Here is a 22,049-nt window from a genome sequence, read left to right as displayed (position 1 = left end):
TTTTTAACGTCTACGACTGCTAGAACGACTTCGCCCACGTGCCATACCACCTAAGGCATTTAAAACAGAAAGTTTACTCATGCTTCCCGATGCATGAGCATGGCAAATGGCAGCAGCAAGGGCATCGGCTGCGTCGGATTGAGGTTTAATCGTCAAATTAAGTAAACGCATCACCATCATTTGGACTTGTTCTTTATCGGCAGCGCCATAACCAACCACAGACTGTTTAATTTGACGAGCAGTATATTCTGCAACTTGTAAATCTAAATTAACTAATGCTGCTATGGCAGCACCACGGGCTTGTCCTAATTTTAAGGCAGAGTCTGGGTTTTGAGCCATAAAGACTTGCTCAACCGCAGCTTCAGTTGGACCATGGAATTTCACAATTCGCTCAACGCCAGCAAAAATACGTTTTAAGCGTTCTGGCATTTCTTGAGTTTCTGTTCGGATTGTACCGGCATCAACAAAACGTAGTTTACTACCATCTTTTTCAATGATTCCATAACCTGTTAAGCGTGAACCCGGGTCAATACCAATAATCAATGCCATGTGAAGACTTATATAAATAGTTTAGAGAGTATTGTTACATAGCCAAAAAGGTTCTGCATGCGTAATTTAAAGAATGCTGCGATGAATGGTTATTTTTCGGTTTTATCGAACCAATTTATATCTTTAAAATCATTTGATGTAATTCTATTTTAGTGGAATACTTATCTATAATTTTGGAATTAAAGTTTATCGGTGGATGGAAGATATTAATATCCGCATTGCGCAGCAAGTGCGTGAAATACGTCTAGCGCGTGGATATACCCTAGATATTCTCGCTAGTCGATGTCAGGTAAGCCGTTCTGCAATTTCACTCATTGAAAGAGGAGAAGCGAGCCCTACAGCTGTTGTTCTTGAAAAGCTAGCAAATGGTTTAGGGGTGCCTTTGACTCAGCTATTTGATTCCCCCCCGAATACTCAATCGCCTCAACCTATGGTACGGCGTACTCAACAAGCAGAATGGAAAGACCCGGAAACGGGATATATTCGCCGTCAAGTTTCGCCTCCAAATTGGAAATCTCCATTTCAAATCGTTGAAATTGAATTTCCAGCTCAGTCACGAGTTACTTATGAAACAAGTGCGAATTCCAAAGTTATATTACAGCAAATTTGGGTGATAGAGGGGCAAATTGATATTCAACTGGGTGAAAACTTTTATGCTTTACAAAAGGGTGATTGTTTGGCGATGCAATTAGATCAACCGATCATATATAGCAATCCTTCTTCTAAAGCTGCTCGATATATTTTAGTTGTATGTAATGAGCTCATCTCTATTCTTAAGGAATCTTCATGATTAAAAATCTTAATCCAAATTTACATTTAATCGATTGTCATGAAGCTACACATGCAAAGGCTATATTAGATATTTTGAATGAAGCAATTATCAATTCTACCGCTTTGTATGACTATTTGCCGCGCTCTGAAGAGTCAATGAAAAACTGGTTCGGGGTTAAAAGAGAAAATGGTTTTCCTGTCATTGGTATTGTAGATGAGACAAACAAGTTATTAGGTTTTGCAAGTTGGGGAACGTTCAGAGCTTTTCCTGCCTACAAATATACGGTCGAACATAGTATTTATATTCATCATGAACATCGTGGTAGCGGATTAAGCAAAATTTTAATGCAAGAATTGATTAAGCGTGCTCAAGAGGCAGACTTACATGTATTGATAGGCTGTATTGATGCAACCAACCAAGCAAGTATAGGTTTGCATGAAAAAATGGGCTTTATTCATGCAGGTACTTTTAAGCAAGTCGGTTTTAAGTTTGGCCAATGGTTAGATGCTGCTTTTTATCAGTTAAATTTAAATACACCGCATACGCCAGTTGACGGATAAATAATAAGGTTTTCAAATTTCAAGTTTAAGCAATAGCCTGGTTTATAATGTGAAATATGAACCCGGCTAAAGAGTCTAAACTATAAAATACCGAGTTGTTCTAATCCCTTATAAGCAATTTCTTTTCGAATAGAACTAGGTATGCCTTTTTTCATTTCTAAATTGAGTGAGAACGCTACAATTTTTCCTTGAGGTTGAACGACCCAGCCTGTTAACCAGCCCACTTGAGGCTCCACATCCCATCCCCAACCACTTTTGGCATAAATTTTCCGTCCATTTTTTTCTTCTATGAACAGCATAGATTGAACTTGTTCTTGCACATTCTTGCTAAAAGGAAGAGTTTTATGGGCTAGTTCATAAGCAAACTGGGCTTCTTGTTGAGGTGTAATTTTAAGTGGACCAACAAGCCAAAAATCATCTACTTTTGAACCAATATCAGCATTACCGAAACCAATGCGTTTTACCTCTTTAGACATAAGATCAAGGCCAATTCGTCGAGCTAGTTCCTGATAAACTGGAATAGCAGAAGCTTTCATCGCATCGCCTAGAGTCATGTCCTTTTCCCAATCAGGAAACAAACGCTTTTGCCCATCCCATTTAAACACTTCAGTTGGTGTTGCTTTATGATGCTCAAGTCCTATCAAAGCATTTAACATTTTAAAGGTAGAGGCGGGAACATATTCGGTTGATGATCTTTTAAGATCATTGCCATAGATTTCCTCTGTTTGCCCACGTTTTATAACTAAAACACCTTCAGTTTGTGCTTGTTCAAACAATGATTTAATTTTCTCTGAGTTTTTATTGGTAGAAATTGACTGTATTTGATGTTGTTGTACGGTATTAAAAGAACATGCCGACAAAAACATCGTACCAATGGCAAAGAAAAGAGCTTTTTTAGTCATGAGTTTATGTGGGTTTAAAAGAATTATTCTTTAATTTAACTTGAATAGAGGTACTTTTAGATAGAGAAAATGTAAGTGATTTAGGAAATTCTATATCTATGCACTACTTTTTAAAATTTTATAAAACAACTATATAAATAAAGGAATATATCCAATTTTTCTAAGAACCTAAGTTTTCAACTAGACTAAAAAACTGCTTTCTTGAAGGACTTTTCGTTTAACTAGAGTAAAAAAATTAAAATCTAATTGAAGTCGCACTTGATAAACTTGATACAGCACTCATTAATAATAAAGCATGTTTGTTTTTATCGAGTTAAAATCAAATGTACTCTAGTATTGCAGACTCTGGCTGTTTCGATAGGGTTGGGGCAAATAAACTGCAATGAATTTTCTTTTTGAGATAGATAAAGTTTTACATGAATTTACTTCTTATTGTAGTTCTGGGCGCGATTGTTGAAATTGCCGTATGGATTGGCGTAGCACAGTTCATCAGTGGATGGTATGTGTTCTTTTGGTTCATTCTTGCTTTCTTTATTGGTTTGGGGCTTATTCGCAGAAGTACTGCTGGTATTATGCCTCAATTACAGCAAATGCAGATGACTGGCCAACTCGGTAATGACCCAACAGTAACTAAAAAACTTGCTTATGCTTTTGCAGGTTTCTTATTAATGTTGCCAGGCCTTGTTTCTGATGTGTTAGCGGTTTTAATTTTGATCCCTGGTGTTCAAACTGCTTTCCGTAATATAGCCATGAGAACTCTTGCAAAACGCCAACAAGCTATGATGGATAAAATGATGGGTGGTATGGGCGGTAATATGGGTGGGCAAAATCCATTTGCTGATCTAATGCGCCAAATGCAAGATATGCAGAATCAACAAGGTGGTGGTAGCCAAGGTCAATACCGTGATTCAAGCATTATTGACGGAGAAGCGCGAGAAGTCACTCCAGATCACAAGAAAATTGAACATAAAAATAAGGATTAATAAATACCTTATCTAAAGGCCTAAACCTCTAAAGTTTAGGCCTTTTTTATTTTAAGAAAATATAAATTATTTAGTTAGATGTTCAGTCACAACAGAATCTGTTTGAGCCACTTCAGTTGGGCTTTCTTGTGGTTTTGTTTGAGGTTGGTATTTGTTTGAAGCTAAGGCTGTTTGCTTATTCTCAGATTGTTGATAACCTCGGCTTCGGTTGGCTCGTTCGCGAAAGCCACCTTTATTAATGAGCTTTGTATGTGACATGCATTTGCCTAAAATGTGAGATTATTCGCTTATTTTAACAAATTTGGCAAAATATCAAAATAAGAAAAATAGTCCTATAAAAATAATATTTAACTTATATATATGTTTTTAATTAATATTTTTTAATTGACTCAATTGTTCATCCAGATTGAATTATCTATTCATTTCACATAGGATAAATATAAAGGATGTATAAATTAAAAAATGTAGCAAACCTATTAAAACAACAACGGTTGAAATGAGGGAAGGAGGGTTACCTATGCTATATCAATACCATTGTGCGTGTTGCGACAAAGTTGTGGCATCAACTGATAAATCATGTCCATATTGTGGTTCACAACATATTCGAAGCCCGTATGGCTTATGGATGTTTTGTGTGATGGCTTGTCTAGCTGTTGTCGTTGTATTTAAAGTTGTCCATATTTATATCCAGAACCATCAAGATACTCCAACGCAGTCAACTTTACTGGATGTATTAAATCAGGATGATAAAACGACAAGACAATAGATTTTGATTACAACTACAAATGATATGGCGTCAAGGATGATTGCTAGAAGATTAAACCCTACATACCATAAAATTTGAACTATAAATAAAAAAGCCCGCTCAATGGCGGGCTTTTTTACGATTTTATTTTAGAGGCCAGCAGCATCTTTAAGGGCATCAACTTTATCAGTTTTTTCCCAAGTAAATGCAGAGTCAGAACCTTCGCGACCAAAATGACCATAAGCCGCGGTTTGTTTGTACATTGGTTGAAGAAGATCCAACATACGAGTAATACCAAACGGTCTTAAATCGAAATGATCACGTACAAGTTGAATAATCAACTCATCAGAAACTTTTGCTGTACCAAAGGTATTAATTGAAATCGAAGTAGGTTCTGCTACACCAATTGCGTAACTCACTTGAATTTCACATTTGTCAGCAAGACCAGCGGCTACAATATTTTTTGCAACATAACGACCAGCATAAGCAGCAGAACGGTCAACTTTAGATGGATCTTTACCAGAGAAAGCACCACCGCCGTGACGAGCCATACCGCCGTATGTATCAACAATAATTTTACGACCCGTTAAACCACAGTCACCTACAGGGCCGCCAATAACGAACATACCTGTTGGGTTAATGTGGAACTTAGTAGCTGCATGGAACATTTCAGCAGGGATGATCGGTTTGATAATTTCTTCAATAACTGCTTCTTTAAGCTGGCTTTGAGAAATTTCAGGATCGTGCTGAGTAGATAAAACAACAGCATCTAGACGTACAGGCTTGCCATTTTCATAGGCAAAAGTAACTTGGCTCTTTGCATCTGGGCGTAACCATGGAAGGGCACCTGAACGACGAAGTTCAGCTTGACGCTCCATTAAGCGGTGAGCATAAGAAATCGGCGCAGGCATAAGCACGTCTGTTTCACGGCTTGCATAACCGAACATTAGGCCTTGGTCACCAGCACCTTGATCTTCTGGTTTTTGACGGTCTACACCTTGAGCAATTTCAGGTGATTGTTTACCAATCATATTGATTACAGCACACGTTGATCCATCAAAGCCAAGATCAGAGTGGTGATAACCAATACCGTTAACAGTATTACGAACAACAGCTTCAACATCAATATTAGCAGTCGTTGTTACTTCACCAGCAAGTACAACAGCGCCTGTTTTTACCAGTGTTTCACAAGCAACACGTGCGTATGGGTCTTCTTTTAAGATTGCATCCAAAATAGCGTCGCTAATTTGGTCGGCCATTTTATCGGGATGACCTTCGCTTACAGATTCCGAGGTAAAAACAGCGTACTCGCGCATGAAAGTCCTATCTTGGTTATTTCAAAAGACATAATATGTTACATCGACTTGAGCTTGAGGACCAGTTCATACTGACTAAAAAGCATGAATTTATTTCATTTATAGTGTGTTTTAATTGATAAGTGTATTAGTAAAATTGATATAGAAAGCTTTAATTTAAAGTATTTATATTTTAACAACTTGTTGGTAGTGTGTTTTTTAAACATATAACTTAATAAAAATCTTAAATATCAGAATTTGAATTTTAAAGTAAAGAAACATGATCAACGCATACAGGATTGGCTAAAAATTTTATCGATATATCAAAAGCTAACCAGATAAATGCTCTTACATTTAGTCATTGTGCAGAAAAATAAACACTGTTTTATATAACTTAAAGATTCAAATGTTTTTTGTGTAACCAAGAAACGGTTAAAAATAAAGAAATATACCGTGTTGGGGTTTACCCTAAGCCTTTTTTTTAAGACAATATAGCGGCATTGAATGGTTATTCATCTTCTTCTTTTCATCAATCTATTAAAATTGGATTCTGATCTATGACGACCCCTTTAAACGAACGTCGTATTGCAAATGCAATTCGTGTATTGGCAATGGATGCTGTGCAACAAGCAAACTCAGGGCATCCAGGTGCTCCAATGGGGATGGCAGATATTGCTGACGTCGTCTGGCGTGAGTTTTTAAATCACAACCCAACAAATCCACAATGGGCAAACCGTGACCGTTTCGTTTTATCAAATGGCCATGGCTCAATGTTGCAATACGCTTTGCTTCATTTAACAGGTTATGATCTTTCAATTGAAGATTTAAAACAGTTCCGTCAATTGCATTCTAGAACTCCTGGTCATCCTGAATATGGCTATGCACCGGGTGTAGAGACGACAACTGGTCCTTTAGGTCAAGGTATTGCTAATGCTGTTGGTTTTGCTTTAGCAGAAAAAACATTGGCTGCTCAATTTAATAAAGATGATTTAAAAGTTGTTGACCATTTCACTTACTGTTTCTTAGGTGATGGCTGTTTAATGGAAGGCATTTCTCACGAAGTATGTTCTTTAGCTGGCACATTACAACTTGGTAAATTGATTGCTTATTATGATGATAATGGCATTTCAATTGATGGTGAAGTAGAAGGTTGGTTCAGCGACGATACAGAAGAGCGTTTCAAAGCTTATGGTTGGCAAGTTCTTCGTGTAGATGGTCATGATGCTGATGCGATTCGTCAAGCGACAATCGAAGCAAAAGCTGAAACTCAGAAACCAACAATCATTATGTGTAAAACGATTATTGGTTTAGGTTCACCAAATAAGCAGGGTAAAGAAGACTGTCATGGTGCGCCATTAGGTAAAGATGAAATTACTTTAACTCGTGAAGCATTAGGCTGGAACGAAGAAGCATTTGTTATTCCTGCTGACGTATATGCTGCATGGGATGCAAAAGCAAAAGGTAGTGAGTCTGAAGCAGCTTGGAATGCGGTATTTGCACAATATCAAGCAAAATATCCAACTGAAGCGGCTGAGTTACTTCGTCGTATTAGTGGTGATTTACCAGCAGAATTTGCAGCACAAGCAGATGCTTTCATTCGTGAAACAAATGCGAAAGGCGAGACAATTGCAACTCGTAAAGCAAGCCAAAATACATTACAAGCATTTGGTCCTTTATTACCTGAATTATTAGGTGGTTCTGCTGACTTAGCAGGTTCTAACTTAACACTTTGGAAAGGTTGCCAAGGTGTTCAAGAAAACCCAGCAGGTAACTATGTCTACTATGGCGTACGTGAATTTGGTATGACTGCGATCGCTAATGGCGTTGCATTGCATGGTGGTTTCGTTCCTTACGTTGCAACATTCTTAATGTTTATGGAATATGCACGTAATGCAGTACGTATGTCTGCATTAATGAAACAACGTGTAATTCATGTTTATACACATGACTCAATTGGTCTAGGTGAAGATGGTCCAACTCACCAACCGATTGAACAAATTGCTTCATTGCGTGGTACACCGAACCTAAATACATGGCGTCCTGCAGATACTGTAGAAACTGCAATTGCTTGGAAATCTGCTTTAGAACGCAAAGACGGTCCTACAGCACTTATTTTCTCTCGTCAAAACTTACCATTCCAAACGCGTTCTGAAGAGCAAATTCAAAACGCTGCTAAAGGTGGTTATGTACTTGCTCAAGAAAAAGGCGAATTAAAAGCAATTATTATTGCAACTGGTTCTGAAATTTCTTTAGCAATGGAAGCTTATGCACAACTTGAAGGTGTACGTGTAGTTTCTATGCCATGCGCGGAAGAATTTATGAAGCAAGATGCTGCATATAGAGAAGCAGTATTACCAGCTCATATTCGTGCACGTGTGGCAGTTGAAGCAGCTCATGTTGACTACTGGTGGAAGTTTGTTGGTCTTGATGGCAAAGTAATTGGTATGACAACTTATGGTGAGTCTGCACCAGCAAAAGATTTGTTCCAATTCTTTGGTATTACGACTGAAGCTGTTGTTGCAGCAGTAAAAGAATTAACTGCTTAAATATTAAAGTAGTGTAAAAAAGCGCTCCTAGTGGTGCGCTTTTTTTATTTAAAATTTTAAATGCTAAGTTCTGTTTGGATACTAATCTGAGAGGTTAATAACTTATGAATAGGGCAGTTCTCGGCAACTTTTAATAAACGCTTGTGTTGGTCTTCAGTAAACTCGCCTTTGAGTGTGATTTTCCGTTCAATATTATTTTGACCTTTCTCAGGTTCGCCATTTGGATTTAATGCTAAATCCACTTGAACATGATCTAGCTTAATTCCTTTAAGATTCGCATACATTTCTAAAGTAATGGTAGTACAAGCTCCTAAAGCAGATAATAAAATCTGAACGGGGTTTGGAGCAGTATCTAGGCCACCTTTATCAGTTGGTTCATCTGCAAACCATTGATGACCTGAAGGATCGGTGAGAGTTACCTGATATGGAGTAGAAGTGCTTTGTGCTTGAGCAGTATTAGCCATATTTTACCTTATTATGAATCAATAAATTTGAAGTAAAAATAAAATTCTAGAATTCGAACACGGTATGACAGTACCGCTACTTTATAATATAGTTTTTGAATAACAACTGTAACGCTTTTATTGTTGCATGGATGAAACATATCGTTTTATAAAGAATAGTGAATTAAATTACTTGATGTATACACTAACGACTATATCAATAAAGGATACGAAAAATGCATCTTAAAACATTAAGCTTCGGTTTGGCAGTAGCATTAGCTAGTTCAGTTACTTTAGCTGCACCAGTAGACTACAAAATTGATCCAACACATACAGCTACTGTTTTCTCATGGAATCACTTTGGTTTCTCTACTCCAAGCGCTAACTTCTCGGATATCCAAGGTGTAATTAAAGTTGATAATGCTAAACCAGCAAACTCATCTGTAAATGTGACTATTCCTTTAAGCAGTGTAAATACAAACGTACCTGCTTTAGATAAAGAGTTCCAAGAAGAAGCTTGGTTTAATGCTGCTAAATATCCAAATATTACGTTTAAAAGTACTAAAGTTGAAACCAAAGATAAAAAGCACTTTAAAATTACTGGTGACTTAACTGTTAAAGGCGTAACTAAGCCAGTTGTACTTGACGCTGTTTTAAACAAGCAAGGCGAGCATCCAATGGCTAAAGTTCCAGCAATTGGTTTTAATGCGACAACTTCATTCAAGCGTTCTGACTTTGGTTTAGGAAGTTATGTGCCTAATGTTGGTGATAAGATCACTGTAAATATTACCACTGAAGCAACTGCTGCTAATGCAGCTAAAAAATAAGCTATAAGTTTTCTAAAAAGCCCTCAAATATGAGGGCTTTTTTATTTAGACTGGCTCTTTTTTATCTGGGTCTATAAATACTAAAGGCGCTGAAGGATCGATATTTCTTTTCTGCGATTTTTCTCTTAAGAACTGGTAAGTAGGGACTTTTCTTTTTGCCTGATCGCGCAGTTTCTTTTTAATATAAAGAACCAGAGCAAAACATGTAGTTGCAACGGTGAGCATCATACCATTCATATAGCTCATGATTGAGCTTACATAGCCAATAGTTGTTAAACGATGCATCATACGTTCAACTTGAGTGCTACTTTCAATGCCCGTAATTGCCCAACTACATAGATGTTCACAGTTATTAATAATCAAATGATAGTGGTTTTCATGCATACGTGAACGCATTCGGCGAACCACAATCTTTCCTTTATAACGAGGTCTGTCATAAGAACGGACGTGTATTTTTTTGCCATGCGAGAAAGCATCTATTGAAGTGATTTCAATCGGGCGTTTTTTGATGAAATGAGCTAAGCCGGAATAATGGATAACTCGACCTCTCCCTGCATATATACCATGATGGCTATAGCCGAGATGCTTTACGATGAGGTGAGCCCCTAAAGGGTAGCGTTTATTCGGTTGTTGCATGCTTACGCTGATCCAATAAAGTGTAAATGGCTTTTATTGAAAAGCTACTAAACATTATAACCAATATCAGCAATTTGCAGTGTATTGATTACGTCGAATGAAAGAATTTGATGCATATCCAATCTATTCATATTTCTTGTATATAATTTAAGAACTTAATATGAAGGGAAAATGTCATGTCAGGTGTTATTCAATGAAATGGGTCGTCGGGTGCTTAGCTTTGTATGGGCTTTTATTTCAGACTGCATATGCTATAGCACATCAGCAGGTTAAAACGGTCGAAGGTGATCAATACGATGTGGTCTCGATCAGTGATTTTAAAGTATTACGCTTGTTTTTAAAGAATCCTAATAATCAGCAATACTATAAAAGCTTTAATAAAATTAATGAACAATTAAAGCAGTGCGAGCAGCTTAGCTTTGCAATGAATGCGGGGATGTTCCATTTAGGATTTTCTCCAGTAGGGTTGTATGTTGAACCAGCTAAGGTAATTCAGCCCTTAAATGAGCATAAAGGATTGGGAAATTTCTTTTTACAGCCGAATGGTGTATTAGCTTGGAATAAAAAACAGGCATTTGTTTTAACTACGCAACAATATAGCCGAAAAAATTTGAAAGTTGATTATGCAACACAATCTGGGCCAATGTTAGTTATTGATGGAAAGATAAATTCCCTTTTTTTACCAGACTCTCAATCAAAGAAAATTCGTAATGGAGTTGGTATTCGAGATAATAAACTTTACTTTGTAATATCGAAAAATAGGGTGAATTTCTATAATTTTGCCGAGTTTTTTCAAAGAAACCTTAAGGTGGAGCAGGCTTTATATCTTGATGGTTCTATTTCTAGTTTATATATGCAAAAGAACAATCGGAACGATCAGCAATTTCAAATGGGACCAATGGTCGGTTGGGTAGACGAGTCCAATTGTGCATTGAAGTGAAATATAAAAAAAGCCAGTACAAGACTGGCTTTTTAATTAATGAATAGATGGTTTTTGAGTGAGTTCATTTAACTCTTTTCGGCTATAACCACGGGAAATAAGAACTTTTTTAATTCCCTTAATGACATCTTCATCTGTTGCTTGTGCAAGTGCACTTAGAAGTTGTTCATTAGTTTTACATGAGCAGTCATTTTCAACACAAGCAGTTTGGTTTTTATGCTCGTTATGCTGTTGATCTGCCAAGAACAGCTTTTGCCAAAAACTCATAGAGCCTTCATATACAACCTAACATAGCTCGAAATATAGCCAATCTAAAATAAAATACAAGACTCCATAAGTGATAAATCCACCAATTGAACTCGAGAATTTTCGATGGGAATGCTTGAGTTAAACGAAATTATGACGAATAGATGACTTGATATTTTTTGAAAATTTAAATACTTAACTAATAAAACGTAAAAAAATAAGGAGGTATATAACCTCCTTATTTAAAACTTTACAATGAAAGATTTTGTTTAAATCTTCTCAAGTAAAACACCAGACTCGACATGATGCGTATAAGGGAACTGATCAAATAAGGCGAATTTATTCACTCGATGAGTTTGACTGAGAGTTTTTAAATTTTCATATAGCGTGTCAGGGTTACATGAAATGTAGATAATACGTTCAAAACCTTGTAGAAGTTTTAAAGTCTCATCATCAATTCCTGCACGCGGTGGATCTACAAATACGGTGTCAAAGTCATAGCTCTGAATATCAATATTCGCTTCTTGTAGACGGCGGAATTCGCGCTCACCTTGATAAGCTTGAGTAAACTCTTCAGCCGATAGGCGTGCTACTTGAATATTATCGATTTGGTTTTGTTCTATGTTCCATTGAGCTGCATAAACAGAGGATTTTGCAAGCTCGGTAGCCAATACTCGTTCGAACTTTAAAGAGAGCGGAAGCGTAAAATTACCATTACCACAATAGAGTTCTAATAAATGTTTCTTTGATCCTTCAGCTGCATCACATGCCCATTGCAGCATTTTTTTGCAAACTTGTGCATTAGGCTGGGTAAAGCTACTTTCGATTTGTTTATATTTAAATGAACGATTTAAAAGTTCGAATTCTTCAACAACGAAATCATCGCCAATAACAATTTTCTGGCCACGACTACGGCCCATAATCTTAATATCTAATTTATCGGCAAGCGCTTTAGCTGCTTGTTCCCATTCTTGATCCAGTTTACGGTGATAAATTAGGGTAACCAACATTTCTCCGCTAAGTGTTGCGAGGAAATCAGCTTCAAATAAACGGTTAGAGAGCTTAGGCTCAGCCTTGAGTTCTTCCAAGAGCTTTGGCATTAAATCATTGATGCTATGATCTGCAATTGGAAACTCATCAATGCGTACAACGGTTTTTTGCTTGTCGTCATCATTACGCTCAAACATGGCATAGAACATATCATTGTCTGTATGCCAGATACGAAATTCAGCACGCATACGGAAATGTTGTTCAGGTGATTCAAACACTTCTAATGTAGGTGGTGTAAATTCAGAAAATTGAGTAGTAATACGTTCAATTTTAGCTTGAAGTTGTTGACGATAAGAAGAGGTCATAGACAAAGAAAATTTAGACAGAATCAAATAGTGAATGGTATCAAAAAAATTGAACTTACAGGAGCCAATTTTAACCAGATATTCATAAGAGAAGGGAGGTGTCTAAACTACAGCTAATTTAAAACACGATTAATAAAATCTGATTTTATTGTTCTATATTGATCGGGGTCTAAATGGCTACACTGTAATTTTAATTCATTATATTCATTAACCAACTTGGGTGAGCTTATAAGCTTATTTTTAAATGTTAAGAAAAATGTGAATATTGAATCCGTGACTACAATTTGAAATGCTACATCATCATTGTTGAGTGATTCGAGCATACAAAGCTCATGTGTTCTTAATGTATTTTGTTTTTCGATAAAATTAAGTGTTTTTAATTGTTCTATTGCGAATTCGAATTGCTCAGACATAACTTCAATATAAATATCTAAATCACCTTTTGAAATTGCATTCGGTATTGCAGATGAACCAATATGCTCAATTTTGGCAAATGGTAGAAGTGTGGAAATATCTTTTTGATATGAATTAAAAAGCTGAGCGCATCTTTGTTGATATTGTTCTGGTTCTAAAAAGACCATTATTAGAATCTCAATTTGATAAAATTTATATAGTTAAGAATAGATTACTTTATTAAATAAAAAAGCCCAAATACTGAGATTCGGGCTTTTTAGAAAAATTATCAATTAATCAGTCATTGTCATTAAGCTTGCGTTACCACCAGCTGCAGCTGTATTCACACTAATTGCACGTTCAATCACTAAACGCTCAAGTGGAATAGTTTCATTCGGCTCAACATGCGTAATACCGACAATTGCACCAGAACGAGTAGCAATCGCTTGCTGTAATGAGAAGATCTCTTCGCGATTACCATGATGTAAAACTGCATCAAAATCATCTGATGCGATATTTTTAACTGTAGTAATTGCAGCAAGCACATCTTTTGGCAATGTTTGTTTGTATTTTGCCAATAACGGACTATTTGGCATTACGGCCGCTTGGCTACCCACTGCAAAAATTGCGAGCAACTGATGCAATTGATTTTGTTCAGTGTCTGCAATTGAAAGCACACGATGACGCGGCAAAATAATATATTGGTTACTTTCCCCAGTAGGGCCTTGTAACTCATAGAATTTACCTACACCAAATGGTTCAATCTCACGATTTGCTTGCAGTAAATGCTGTTTCGCCCAATTTTGTAAGCTCTTATAAACCTCACGGTTAAAGCCTTCAAAAGCAGTTTGCTCAGTTTTCATAGCAAATGGTGTTGCCAATACTTTGTTTGAACACTGCTGCATCAAGCGATACATGTAAAGCGGACCACCAGCTTTCGGGCCTGTACCAGATAAACCCTCACCACCGAATGGTTGTACACCAACGACAGCACCCACAATATTACGGTTGATATAAAGGTTACCCACTTCAGCATGCTGAATGACTGTTTGGATGGTTTCATCAATACGGGTATGCAGACCCATTGTTAAACCATAACCTTTGGCATTAATACGTGAGATCAACTGCTCAAGCTCGCCATACTTATAGGTAATGATGTGGAGAACTGGACCAAAAACTTCGCGCTGCAAATCATCAAGGTTAGGGAGTTCAATTGCTGTTGGTACAACAAAGGTTCCTTTATCTAGTTCATTCTGGCTTGTTGCTCCAAACATCAACTGATGTACTGGATAGCCTTTCGACTTCATTTTTTGGATGTGTTGATCAATCGTCTGTTTTGCTTCGTCATCAATAACAGGACCAATGTCAGTTTTTAAAATTGCAGGGTTCCCTACAATTAACTGTTGCATTGCACCTTTAAGCATTTTAATAACGGTTGCAGCGCTGTCTTCTTGTACACATAAAATACGTAAAGCAGAGCAACGTTGACCCGCGCTATCAAAGGCGGAACTTACAACATCGAGTACGACTTGTTCAGTTAATGCAGATGAATCCACAATCATTGCATTTTGACCGCCAGTCTCTGCAATGAGAGGAATAGATTGACCATTTTCAGATAAACGTTTCGCAACGGTTTTCTGTAAAATTTTTGCAACTTCAGTCGAACCAGTAAACATGATGCCATCAATACGGCTATCTTGGCTAAGCTGAGCACCTACTGTTTCACCGCGGCCAGGAAGTAGCTGTACAGCACCATGTGGAATACCAGCTTCCCATAAAATCTGAACTGCTTGAGCTGCGATTAATGGGGTTTGTTCAGCAGGTTTAGCAATAACGCAGTTACCACTGACTAATGCTGCAGCAATTTGGCCAGAGAAAATTGCAAGAGGGAAGTTCCACGGGCTAATACAAAGTACAGTACCTAAAGGCTGAATAGCTGTATTTGCAGGAAGATTCTCAACTTGAGTTGCGTAATAACGTAAGAAATCTACAGCTTCACGAACTTCTGCAATCGCATTGGCATAAGTTTTCCCACTTTCACGGCAAAGTAATACCATCAACTCTTGAATGCGGCTTTCCATTAGGTCAGCTGCATGTTTTAAGTGTTGAGCACGCTGTTCTTTAGGCGTATTTGACCATTCTGACTGAGCTTGTTCAGCTGCATTAAGCGCAATTTCAACATGCTTAAGATCAGCTTCTTGCACATAACCAACAATTTCATCATTTTGTGCTGGGTTTGTAATTGCAACAGAATGACCTTGCTCTAACGACTCGTTATTTGCCAATAATGGATGACTTTGCCAAATACGATTACGTAATTCTTGAGCTGTGCTATCTAATGCTGCAAGTGGGGTGTCATTTGCTAAGTCATAACCTTTAGAATTTTTACGAAGCGTTCCGTACATATCTAAAGGTAGAGGAATAGATGGGTGTTTTAAGCCAACTGAACCTTCAAGCTTAGCTGCATGATGAATATCGTAAATTGGAGACTGGATAAGATCTTCAACTTTAAGTGTCTTATCGGCAATACGGTTAACGAATGAAGTATTCGCGCCATTTTCAAGTAAACGACGAACTAAATAAGCTAACAACGTTTCATGGTTACCAACGGGAGCATAAATACGGCATGGTACGCCTAATTTATTTTGCTCACGTGGACCAACAACTTGTTCATAAAGCGGTTCGCCCATGCCATGTAAGCATTGGAACTCATATTGACCAGCATAATATTTGCTTGGATCAGCTAAATGATAAATCGTTGCCAATGTTTGGGCATTATGAGTGGCAAATTGCGGATAGATGAACTCAGGCGCTGCAAGTAATTTTTTAGCACAAGCGATATAAGATAAATCGGTATGTACTTTACGAGTGAAGACAGGGTAGTCATCCATACCTTCGATTTGCGCTTTTTTAATTTCGCTGTCCCAATATGCGCCTTTTACAAGGCGGATCATGAGACGCTTTTGGCTGCGTTTAGCAAGGTCAATAATATAATCAACCACGAAGAAACAGCGTTTTTGATAAGCTTGAATTACGAAACCAATGCCTTTCCAGTTCGCAAGTTCCGGCTCGAAGCAAAGACGTTCAAGTAACTCAAGAGAAATTTCTAAACGTTCTGATTCTTCAGCATCAATATTTAAACCAATATTGTATTTTTTAGCCAAAAGAGCGAGTTCAAATACTTTACCGTAGAGTTCTTTGTGAACACGTTCAATTTGCGCACGTTGATAGCGAGGATGTAAAGCAGAAAGCTTAATTGAAATACCTGGGCCATCATAAACGCCTTTACCATTAGATGCTTTACCAATTGCATGAATGGCTTGTGTGTAATCGCTAAAGTAGCGTTCAGCATCATGTTCGGTTAAAGCTGCTTCACCCAACATGTCATAAGAATAGCGGAACCCTTTGTCTTCGAGTACTTTGGCGTGGTCTACAGCTTCTTCAATGGTTTCACCAGTCACAAACTGTTCACCCATCATACGCATTGCGACGTCAACGGCTTTACGAATAATACCACGACCACTACGTGCTAAAAGACCAGTAAGTACACTTGAAAGACTAGTTTGCTTAGGGGTTTCCATCAGCTTACCAGTTAACATGAGACCCCATGCTGCAGCATTTACAAACATTAAGCTGCTTTGGCCAACGTGTTCTTTCCAGTTACCTTGATTGATTTTATCTCGAATAAGCAAATCACGTGTTGCTGAGTCTGGAATACGAAGTAAAGCTTCGGCAAGACACATAAGCGCCACGCCTTCTTGTGAAGAAAGAGAGAATTCTTGTAATAACCCTTGAACAATACCTGCTTTACCCGAAGAGGTCTTACGTTCACGTAAATTATTGGCAAGATTAAAAGCAAGATCATAAATTTTATGATCTAAATCATCAGATACCGCGGCAGCTTGTAATAGCTCTTCTACAGCTTCTGGTTCAGCACGTCGCCAAGCTGTATTAATGCGTTGTTCAAACTCACTTTTATCGTTAAATTCGGTGATATAGCCTTGGTGAGATTTATCCATTTGATGAAAAGTATCCATTGTGTTCATATCAGTTTCCGCCAAGCAACTCTCATACTCCCTTCTTGAGTAGAGAGGTTTAGATAATTTATCATTACAGAAGAAACACCGAATAACTCACTATATTTAGCCCATTTTTTAGAGGAAAATTCAGATGAATGGCCCAATATTAAGCCTTGACCGTACTGATTTAAAAATTTTGGATATTCTTCAAACAGATGGGCGAATTTCTAATAGTAAATTGGCGGAACTTGTTAACTTGTCGCCAACAGCTGTTATGGCTCGAGTGCAGAAGTTGACAAAAGATGATTTTATTTTGGGATATGAAGCAAAATTGAATCCGGTTAAGTTAAACGCAAATTTTTTGGTGTTCGTTGAAGTATTACTAGATAAAACCACACCTAATGTTTTAGATGAGTTTATTGATGCTGTGGTTCACTATCCAGAAATTGTTGAATGTCATATGGTGAGCGGTGGCTTTGATTTTTTAATTAAATTACGAAGCGGCAGTATGGAAGAATTTAGACGTATTGCAGGGCAGGTGCTGTGGCAATTGCCGGGGGTAAAAGAGACTCGTAGTTATCCAGTTATGCAAGTTGTAAAAGATACTTCAAAAATTAAAATCAAAACTAAAAATAAATAAAGGGGCCGAAGCCCCTTTGATTTATTTCAATAACTTATACGCTTTCTTTGTAGAGTTCATCTGCTTTTTCAAAGCGGCCAGTTACTGTTGTATTTGGCGCTTTAGTTAAAAGACTCACTACAATGATGCTGATAAATGCAAGGATAAAGCCTGGGATAATTTCGTAAACACCAGTGTCTGCGAAAAGATTTTTCCAGCCAATCACTACAACTGCACCAACGATCATACCCGCTAGAGCACCTTGTAAATTCATACGTTTCCAGAACAATGACAAGATGATAAGCGGACCAAATGCAGCACCGAAACCAGCCCATGCATAAGCAACAAGGCCAAGAACTTTACTGTCTGGGTTACCAGCAAGAGCAATCGCAAGAACAGCAATTGCAAGAACCATAACACGGCCAACCCATACAAGCTCTTTCTGAGATGCATTCTTACGAATGAAACCTTTGTATAAATCTTCTGTTAATGCACTTGAACATACCAAAAGCTGACAGCTCAATGTACTCATCACGGCTGCTAAAATCGCAGCAAGAATGATACCTACAATCCATGGATTGAATAAGATTTTAGTCAATTCCATAAATACTGTTTCAGGATTTTTGCTTACAACTGCTGCTAGTTCAGGGTGTTGCTCAAAGTAAGCAATACCGAAGAAACCAGCACCGACTGCACCAGCTAAACATAAAATCATCCAAGTCATACCAATACGGCGCGCAGCAGGAATTGATTTTACAGAGTCAGCAGCCATGAAACGTACAAGGATATGTGGTTGACCAAAGTAACCCAAACCCCATGCCATGGAGGAGAGAACCGCCACAATACTCAAATCTGAGATGATGTTAAACGCATGTGGACGAGCAGTTTCAATAAGTGTCACAAATTGTGTTGTATCGCCGATTGCAAGATAAGTTACGATTGGTGTTAATAACAAAGCAAAAATCATTAGGCCAGCTTGGAACGTATCGGTCCAGCTAATCGCTAAGAATCCACCGATACAAACATAACTGATGGTTGCAATTGCGCTGAGCCAAATAGCAGTGGTGTATGACATTCCGAATAAATTTTCAAATAAACGGGCGCCTGCTACCATGCCTGAAGCACAATAAATTGCGAAGAAAACCAAGATGATAACGGCAGAGAAAATACGAAGTACTTTTTTCTGATCGTCAAAACGACTTGTAAAATAATCTGGCAACGTGAGTGCATTATTTTGGACTTCAGTATGAACGCGTAATCGACCAGCAACCAGTAGCCAGTTAAGCCAAGCACCGATAATGAGACCAATTGCAATCCACGCTTCAGATAAACCAGAAAGATAAATTGCGCCTGGTAAACCCATGAGCAGCCAACCACTCATGTCTGATGCGCCTGCGGATAATGCAGTTACGAAACTGCCTAAACTACGACCACCGAGAATATAATCTGAGAAGTCGCTTGTAGCACGGTAGGCAAATAAGCCGATAAGTACCATTGCTACGATGTACACCATAAACATGATGAGGGTGGGATCAAAATAACTCATAATGGATGTGTGTCCTTATATCCATAATCCGTGATTGTAACCTAATCCAGGTCGCTGTTTTCTTGTACGGCATCCAAGAGGTTGAGATTCAACCACAAAAGATTTTTTTTGCACTGTTATTTTTATATTGTACTTTTGTATCATTGTGTAACTTGAAATAAATTGATTTTATAGATGTAAAATTATAATATTAATCATTAACTTATAATTTTTTAATATTTATTTTTTTTTAAATTTTTCAGCAAAAAAACGCCATTCTGCAAAAAACTAAATCGATATAGAGTTATAAATAGGCTATTAGTCAAAAAAAATTTATAGAAATTGAGAATAAAGTTAAAAAAAACGACTTTTTTTTGTTCATTTAATAATTTTTTTTATGTACGTTGGGCTTATTTAGTGTCTAAAAATAGCAATTAGCCGATTAAATTTTCAAAAAGTTTATGCATTCCTTGAGTCGCTGACATCTTTAATAATTCATATTGGTGGGGAACACGCAGATGATCCGCATTGGGATCTATATAGTAGGCTTTACATTGATTTGAAGTTTCATGAACTAAAGCCGCAACAGGATATACGCTTAATGTCGAGCCGATCACAATAAAAATATCTGCACTTTGTACTAATTGAATTGCTTCTTCATAAGCGGGTACAGCTTCACCGAACCAGACTACATGTGGACGCAGGGGATAGCCATCTGGGCAAAAGTCTTGTTCTAAATCTAGCTTCCAGCCATTAATATCGTAAAACTGTGTTGTAAATTGTGCATTCGGGCCAGAGCTTTTCGCTAAACGAATGTTTCCATGCAAGTGTAAAACGTTAGAACTCCCAGCCCGTTCATGTAAATCATCAATATTTTGAGTAATCACTTGTACGTCAAAGTAGTCTTGTAGTTTGGCAATATATTGATGAGCTTCGTTAGGTTCAGCCTCTAAAATATTTTTACGTCGCTCATTATAAAAGCGTTGAACTAAAGCAGGATTCTTTTGCCATGCGTCAGGTGTGGCAACTTGTTGGATGTCGTAATTTTCCCATAAGCCATTGCTGTCACGAAAAGTGCTAATTCCACTTTCGGCACTCATGCCAGCGCCAGAGAATACAACAAGCTTTGTCATAGAAGTCACCGATTCGTAAAACTGAATTTGAATAGATTTTGAATAGATAAAGAAAAAACCAGTTTAAGACTAAACAAACTGGTTTTTATTAAATATGAAAAGCTATAGCTATCTTTTATAAGCCAGCTTCATATTCTGCATTTGTTAAAAGTTTTTCAACATCTGCAATGTTGTCTGGTTTGATTTTATAAATCCAGCCTTTTCCATATGGATCGTCATTTACAAAATCAGGATCATCTTCAAGGTCAGTATTTACTTCTACTACAGTGCCTGAAACAGGAGCATGGATGTCAGAAGCAGTTTTTACTGATTCAACCACACCAGCTTGTTCGCCAGCAGTAACTTTACTCCCAACTTCCGGAGTTTCAACGTAAACCAAATCGCCAAGTTCATCTTGTGCATGATCGGTAATCCCTGTAATAACAAGATCACCCTCAATCTTTACCCACTCATGTGTACGTGCATACTTCAGTTCCGAAGGATGATTCATGGTAACTCCTTAAGCTTGTGTCCAATAGTTTTAAACATTATAAGTATGGGTCTTTACGCCAGTTGCTTGGGCTACGGCCACTCCAGCGTTTAAAAGCACGGCTAAAATTTGCAACGTCTGAATAGCCAAGTTCATCTGCAATTTGTTCCAGACTATAATCTGTACGTGAAAGTAGAGATGTTGCATGTCGATAGCGCACTTCATCAACCAATGTAGAAAATGAAGTTCCTTCAGCGGCTAATTGGCGCTTTAGCGTGCGGTCTGACATGTGTAGACATTCAGCTACATTTTCAATGCTTAAATAATGTTGTTCAGAATTACTTAAAATATCACGAACTCGCATTGCTAAGCGACGGCGCTCACCTAAAGCGGAAAGTTCGGCTTCGCACTGATTAATAGCAACCTGACTTGCGATAGGATCAGCATTAACTAATTTAATTCCTAAGTATTTTTTATCAAAACTTGAAATCAGATGTGGCTGGTTGAAGCGAATTGTGCTGCTTAGTTTATTTCTATACTTTTCAAAGCCTTCTGGTTCAGGAAAGTCCAAATCTACATCACCAGCTAAATCTTCGATACCCGTAATCGCTTTTGCCATACTCATAATACCAATGGTCAAACCTAAAACGATTTCTGTTCTTAGAGGTTCAAGTTCGATGTCACACTGTAATTGTAGGGTAGCTTTTGGCCCAAACGTTGAAAAATAGAGTTGTAAAAAAGGTAGACGTAGTTGAATAAAGCGTGCTGCAAGGGCAATTGCTTCTGTAATATCTTTGGCTGTCATAATCGCATAGCCAATGAAGCCATGAATCGAAATACGCATTTGAGTACCAAGATGGTACCCCAACGTGGTTTCACCAGTTAAATTAAGCGCGTGTTTAACTAGTTCATTTGCTACAGGTGTAGAAATACGATAATCAGGATCGGCCAGTTGCTCACTAGTAAGATGAAATGGAGCAAATAATGTTTCATCGTTATATCCCCAACGCGAAACAACATCTAATAGCAATAAGCCATAGACTCCCGGAATACCTTGATCTTGACGAGCTGAGGTAATTTTCATATGCGTTC

22 protein-coding genes are annotated in these 22,049 nt (G+C 37.7%); 8 read left to right on the top strand and 14 right to left on the bottom strand.

Features of this window, described 5'->3' with window-relative positions; genetic code table 11:
• Positions 1-3: 3 nt before the first annotated feature.
• Entirely contained in the window at positions 4-549 is a 546-nt protein-coding gene (ruvC, locus tag RMB06_RS14425; RefSeq protein ID WP_002121356.1) for a crossover junction endodeoxyribonuclease RuvC, read from the bottom strand.
• Positions 550-745: 196 nt separating this feature from the next.
• Between ruvC and RMB06_RS14420 the strand changes: the two genes are divergently transcribed.
• Positions 746-1,339: an XRE family transcriptional regulator gene (locus tag RMB06_RS14420; protein WP_311080068.1), complete on the top strand. Its 594-nt coding sequence runs from the start codon at positions 746-748 to the stop codon at positions 1,337-1,339.
• Positions 1,336-1,881, top strand: coding sequence for a GNAT family N-acetyltransferase (locus tag RMB06_RS14415; RefSeq protein ID WP_057070717.1), 546 nt, complete (start codon positions 1,336-1,338; stop codon positions 1,879-1,881). The genes RMB06_RS14420 and RMB06_RS14415 overlap by 4 nt, the downstream gene beginning before the upstream one ends.
• Before the next feature lie 80 nt (positions 1,882-1,961).
• On the opposite strand, the gene blaOXA is transcribed toward RMB06_RS14415, so the two are convergent.
• Positions 1,962-2,783, bottom strand: coding sequence for an OXA-213 family carbapenem-hydrolyzing class D beta-lactamase (gene blaOXA, locus RMB06_RS14410; protein WP_311080066.1), 822 nt, complete (start codon positions 2,781-2,783; stop codon positions 1,962-1,964).
• A 416-nt stretch (positions 2,784-3,199) separates the two neighbouring features.
• Here blaOXA and RMB06_RS14405 point away from each other — a divergent pair, with 416 nt between their 5' ends.
• Complete coding sequence (locus RMB06_RS14405; RefSeq protein WP_002121432.1) at positions 3,200-3,766, top strand: FxsA family protein; 567 nt, start codon at positions 3,200-3,202, stop codon at positions 3,764-3,766.
• Between the two features lie 66 nt (positions 3,767-3,832).
• On the opposite strand, the gene RMB06_RS14400 is transcribed toward RMB06_RS14405, so the two are convergent.
• A complete protein-coding gene (locus RMB06_RS14400) occupies positions 3,833-4,024 on the bottom strand; it encodes a hypothetical protein (protein WP_032034812.1) in 192 nt (63 codons plus the stop codon).
• Between the two features lie 259 nt (positions 4,025-4,283).
• Between RMB06_RS14400 and RMB06_RS14395 the strand changes: the two genes are divergently transcribed.
• Positions 4,284-4,532, top strand: a complete 249-nt coding sequence (locus RMB06_RS14395) for a hypothetical protein (protein ID WP_002121448.1) — start codon at positions 4,284-4,286, stop codon at positions 4,530-4,532.
• 128 nt (positions 4,533-4,660) lie between these two features.
• On the opposite strand, the gene metK is transcribed toward RMB06_RS14395, so the two are convergent.
• Positions 4,661-5,827 carry a methionine adenosyltransferase gene (gene metK / locus RMB06_RS14390; RefSeq protein WP_005069601.1) on the bottom strand — a complete coding sequence of 389 codons (1,167 nt, stop codon included), beginning with the start codon at positions 5,825-5,827 and terminating at the stop codon, positions 4,661-4,663.
• Between the two features lie 536 nt (positions 5,828-6,363).
• Here metK and tkt point away from each other — a divergent pair.
• Positions 6,364-8,352, top strand: coding sequence for a transketolase (tkt, locus tag RMB06_RS14385; protein ID WP_005076314.1), 1,989 nt, complete (start codon positions 6,364-6,366; stop codon positions 8,350-8,352).
• Between the two features lie 56 nt (positions 8,353-8,408).
• Here the strand turns inward: tkt and RMB06_RS14380 are convergent, their stop codons facing one another.
• Positions 8,409-8,816 (bottom strand): OsmC family protein, encoded by a 408-nt coding sequence (locus tag RMB06_RS14380; RefSeq protein WP_311080063.1) that lies wholly within the window; start codon positions 8,814-8,816, stop codon positions 8,409-8,411.
• A gap of 215 nt (positions 8,817-9,031) precedes the next feature.
• Here RMB06_RS14380 and RMB06_RS14375 point away from each other — a divergent pair, with 215 nt between their 5' ends.
• Positions 9,032-9,622, top strand: a complete 591-nt coding sequence (locus tag RMB06_RS14375; protein ID WP_002121395.1) for a YceI family protein — start codon at positions 9,032-9,034, stop codon at positions 9,620-9,622.
• Positions 9,623-9,667: 45 nt separating this feature from the next.
• Here the strand turns inward: RMB06_RS14375 and RMB06_RS14370 are convergent, their stop codons facing one another.
• On the bottom strand, positions 9,668-10,258 hold the full coding sequence (locus RMB06_RS14370; protein ID WP_126646049.1) for a lecithin retinol acyltransferase family protein: 591 nt from the start codon (positions 10,256-10,258) through the stop codon (positions 9,668-9,670).
• Between the two features lie 193 nt (positions 10,259-10,451).
• Here RMB06_RS14370 and RMB06_RS14365 point away from each other — a divergent pair, with 193 nt between their 5' ends.
• Positions 10,452-11,198, top strand: a complete 747-nt coding sequence (locus tag RMB06_RS14365; RefSeq protein ID WP_311080060.1) for a phosphodiester glycosidase family protein — start codon at positions 10,452-10,454, stop codon at positions 11,196-11,198.
• A 36-nt stretch (positions 11,199-11,234) separates the two neighbouring features.
• On the opposite strand, the gene RMB06_RS14360 is transcribed toward RMB06_RS14365, so the two are convergent.
• From RMB06_RS14360 to putA, 4 genes are all read right to left on the bottom strand, one after another.
• Positions 11,235-11,465, bottom strand: coding sequence for a hypothetical protein (locus RMB06_RS14360; RefSeq protein ID WP_000011679.1), 231 nt, complete (start codon positions 11,463-11,465; stop codon positions 11,235-11,237).
• Between the two features lie 248 nt (positions 11,466-11,713).
• Complete coding sequence (gene trmA / locus RMB06_RS14355; protein ID WP_311080057.1) at positions 11,714-12,799, bottom strand: tRNA (uridine(54)-C5)-methyltransferase TrmA; 1,086 nt, start codon at positions 12,797-12,799, stop codon at positions 11,714-11,716.
• A 113-nt stretch (positions 12,800-12,912) separates the two neighbouring features.
• A complete protein-coding gene (locus RMB06_RS14350) occupies positions 12,913-13,380 on the bottom strand; it encodes a GrpB family protein (protein WP_064784064.1) in 468 nt (155 codons plus the stop codon).
• Between the two features lie 105 nt (positions 13,381-13,485).
• Complete coding sequence (gene putA, locus RMB06_RS14345; RefSeq protein WP_311080056.1) at positions 13,486-17,238, bottom strand: trifunctional transcriptional regulator/proline dehydrogenase/L-glutamate gamma-semialdehyde dehydrogenase; 3,753 nt, start codon at positions 17,236-17,238, stop codon at positions 13,486-13,488.
• A 124-nt stretch (positions 17,239-17,362) separates the two neighbouring features.
• On the opposite strand from putA, the gene RMB06_RS14340 reads away from it, so the two are divergent.
• Positions 17,363-17,851, top strand: coding sequence for an Lrp/AsnC ligand binding domain-containing protein (locus RMB06_RS14340; RefSeq protein ID WP_005304655.1), 489 nt, complete (start codon positions 17,363-17,365; stop codon positions 17,849-17,851).
• 34 nt (positions 17,852-17,885) lie between these two features.
• On the opposite strand, the gene putP is transcribed toward RMB06_RS14340, so the two are convergent.
• The 4 genes from putP to RMB06_RS14320 all read right to left on the bottom strand — a co-directional run bounded on the left by putP (position 17,886) and on the right by RMB06_RS14320 (position 22,041).
• Entirely contained in the window at positions 17,886-19,376 is a 1,491-nt protein-coding gene (gene putP / locus RMB06_RS14335; RefSeq protein WP_311080054.1) for a sodium/proline symporter PutP, read from the bottom strand.
• 413 nt (positions 19,377-19,789) lie between these two features.
• Positions 19,790-20,497: a Sir2 family NAD-dependent protein deacetylase gene (locus RMB06_RS14330; protein ID WP_311080052.1), complete on the bottom strand. Its 708-nt coding sequence runs from the start codon at positions 20,495-20,497 to the stop codon at positions 19,790-19,792.
• A gap of 106 nt (positions 20,498-20,603) precedes the next feature.
• Positions 20,604-20,978 (bottom strand): glycine cleavage system protein GcvH, encoded by a 375-nt coding sequence (gcvH, locus tag RMB06_RS14325; RefSeq protein ID WP_005069578.1) that lies wholly within the window; start codon positions 20,976-20,978, stop codon positions 20,604-20,606.
• Positions 20,979-21,015: 37 nt separating this feature from the next.
• Positions 21,016-22,041 carry an AraC family transcriptional regulator gene (locus tag RMB06_RS14320; protein WP_002121430.1) on the bottom strand — a complete coding sequence of 342 codons (1,026 nt, stop codon included), beginning with the start codon at positions 22,039-22,041 and terminating at the stop codon, positions 21,016-21,018.
• Positions 22,042-22,049: the final 8 nt, after the last annotated feature.

This window comes from Acinetobacter sp. V104_13 (genome assembly GCF_031798995.1).
Classification (GTDB): Bacteria; Pseudomonadota; Gammaproteobacteria; order Pseudomonadales; family Moraxellaceae; genus Acinetobacter; species Acinetobacter pittii.
The sequence above is the reverse complement of the archived record's forward strand: the minus strand, read 5'-3'. Positions and strand labels throughout refer to the sequence as shown.

What these genes read in the sequence shown, in the direction of transcription:
- RMB06_RS14375 (WP_002121395.1), top strand. Translation starts at nt 9,032, where the DNA reads ATGCATCTTAAAACATTAAGCTTCGGTTTGGCAGTAGCATTAGCTAGT.
- RMB06_RS14415 (WP_057070717.1), top strand. Translation starts at nt 1,336, where the DNA reads ATGATTAAAAATCTTAATCCAAATTTACATTTAATCGATTGTCATGAA.
- RMB06_RS14340 (WP_005304655.1), top strand. Translation starts at nt 17,363, where the DNA reads ATGAATGGCCCAATATTAAGCCTTGACCGTACTGATTTAAAAATTTTG.
- RMB06_RS14380 (WP_311080063.1), bottom strand. Translation starts at nt 8,816, where the DNA reads ATGGCTAATACTGCTCAAGCACAAAGCACTTCTACTCCATATCAGGTA.
- RMB06_RS14400 (WP_032034812.1), bottom strand. Translation starts at nt 4,024, where the DNA reads ATGTCACATACAAAGCTCATTAATAAAGGTGGCTTTCGCGAACGAGCC.
- ruvC (WP_002121356.1), bottom strand. Translation starts at nt 549, where the DNA reads ATGGCATTGATTATTGGTATTGACCCGGGTTCACGCTTAACAGGTTAT.
- trmA (WP_311080057.1), bottom strand. Translation starts at nt 12,799, where the DNA reads ATGACCTCTTCTTATCGTCAACAACTTCAAGCTAAAATTGAACGTATT.
- RMB06_RS14320 (WP_002121430.1), bottom strand. Translation starts at nt 22,041, where the DNA reads ATGAAAATTACCTCAGCTCGTCAAGATCAAGGTATTCCGGGAGTCTAT.
- putA (WP_311080056.1), bottom strand. Translation starts at nt 17,238, where the DNA reads ATGAACACAATGGATACTTTTCATCAAATGGATAAATCTCACCAAGGC.
- RMB06_RS14365 (WP_311080060.1), top strand. Translation starts at nt 10,452, where the DNA reads ATGAAATGGGTCGTCGGGTGCTTAGCTTTGTATGGGCTTTTATTTCAG.
- blaOXA (WP_311080066.1), bottom strand. Translation starts at nt 2,783, where the DNA reads ATGACTAAAAAAGCTCTTTTCTTTGCCATTGGTACGATGTTTTTGTCG.
- metK (WP_005069601.1), bottom strand. Translation starts at nt 5,827, where the DNA reads ATGCGCGAGTACGCTGTTTTTACCTCGGAATCTGTAAGCGAAGGTCAT.
- tkt (WP_005076314.1), top strand. Translation starts at nt 6,364, where the DNA reads ATGACGACCCCTTTAAACGAACGTCGTATTGCAAATGCAATTCGTGTA.
- RMB06_RS14350 (WP_064784064.1), bottom strand. Translation starts at nt 13,380, where the DNA reads ATGGTCTTTTTAGAACCAGAACAATATCAACAAAGATGCGCTCAGCTT.
- RMB06_RS14420 (WP_311080068.1), top strand. Translation starts at nt 746, where the DNA reads ATGGAAGATATTAATATCCGCATTGCGCAGCAAGTGCGTGAAATACGT.
- gcvH (WP_005069578.1), bottom strand. Translation starts at nt 20,978, where the DNA reads ATGAATCATCCTTCGGAACTGAAGTATGCACGTACACATGAGTGGGTA.
- RMB06_RS14360 (WP_000011679.1), bottom strand. Translation starts at nt 11,465, where the DNA reads ATGAGTTTTTGGCAAAAGCTGTTCTTGGCAGATCAACAGCATAACGAG.
- RMB06_RS14370 (WP_126646049.1), bottom strand. Translation starts at nt 10,258, where the DNA reads ATGCAACAACCGAATAAACGCTACCCTTTAGGGGCTCACCTCATCGTA.
- RMB06_RS14395 (WP_002121448.1), top strand. Translation starts at nt 4,284, where the DNA reads ATGCTATATCAATACCATTGTGCGTGTTGCGACAAAGTTGTGGCATCA.
- RMB06_RS14405 (WP_002121432.1), top strand. Translation starts at nt 3,200, where the DNA reads ATGAATTTACTTCTTATTGTAGTTCTGGGCGCGATTGTTGAAATTGCC.
- putP (WP_311080054.1), bottom strand. Translation starts at nt 19,376, where the DNA reads ATGAGTTATTTTGATCCCACCCTCATCATGTTTATGGTGTACATCGTA.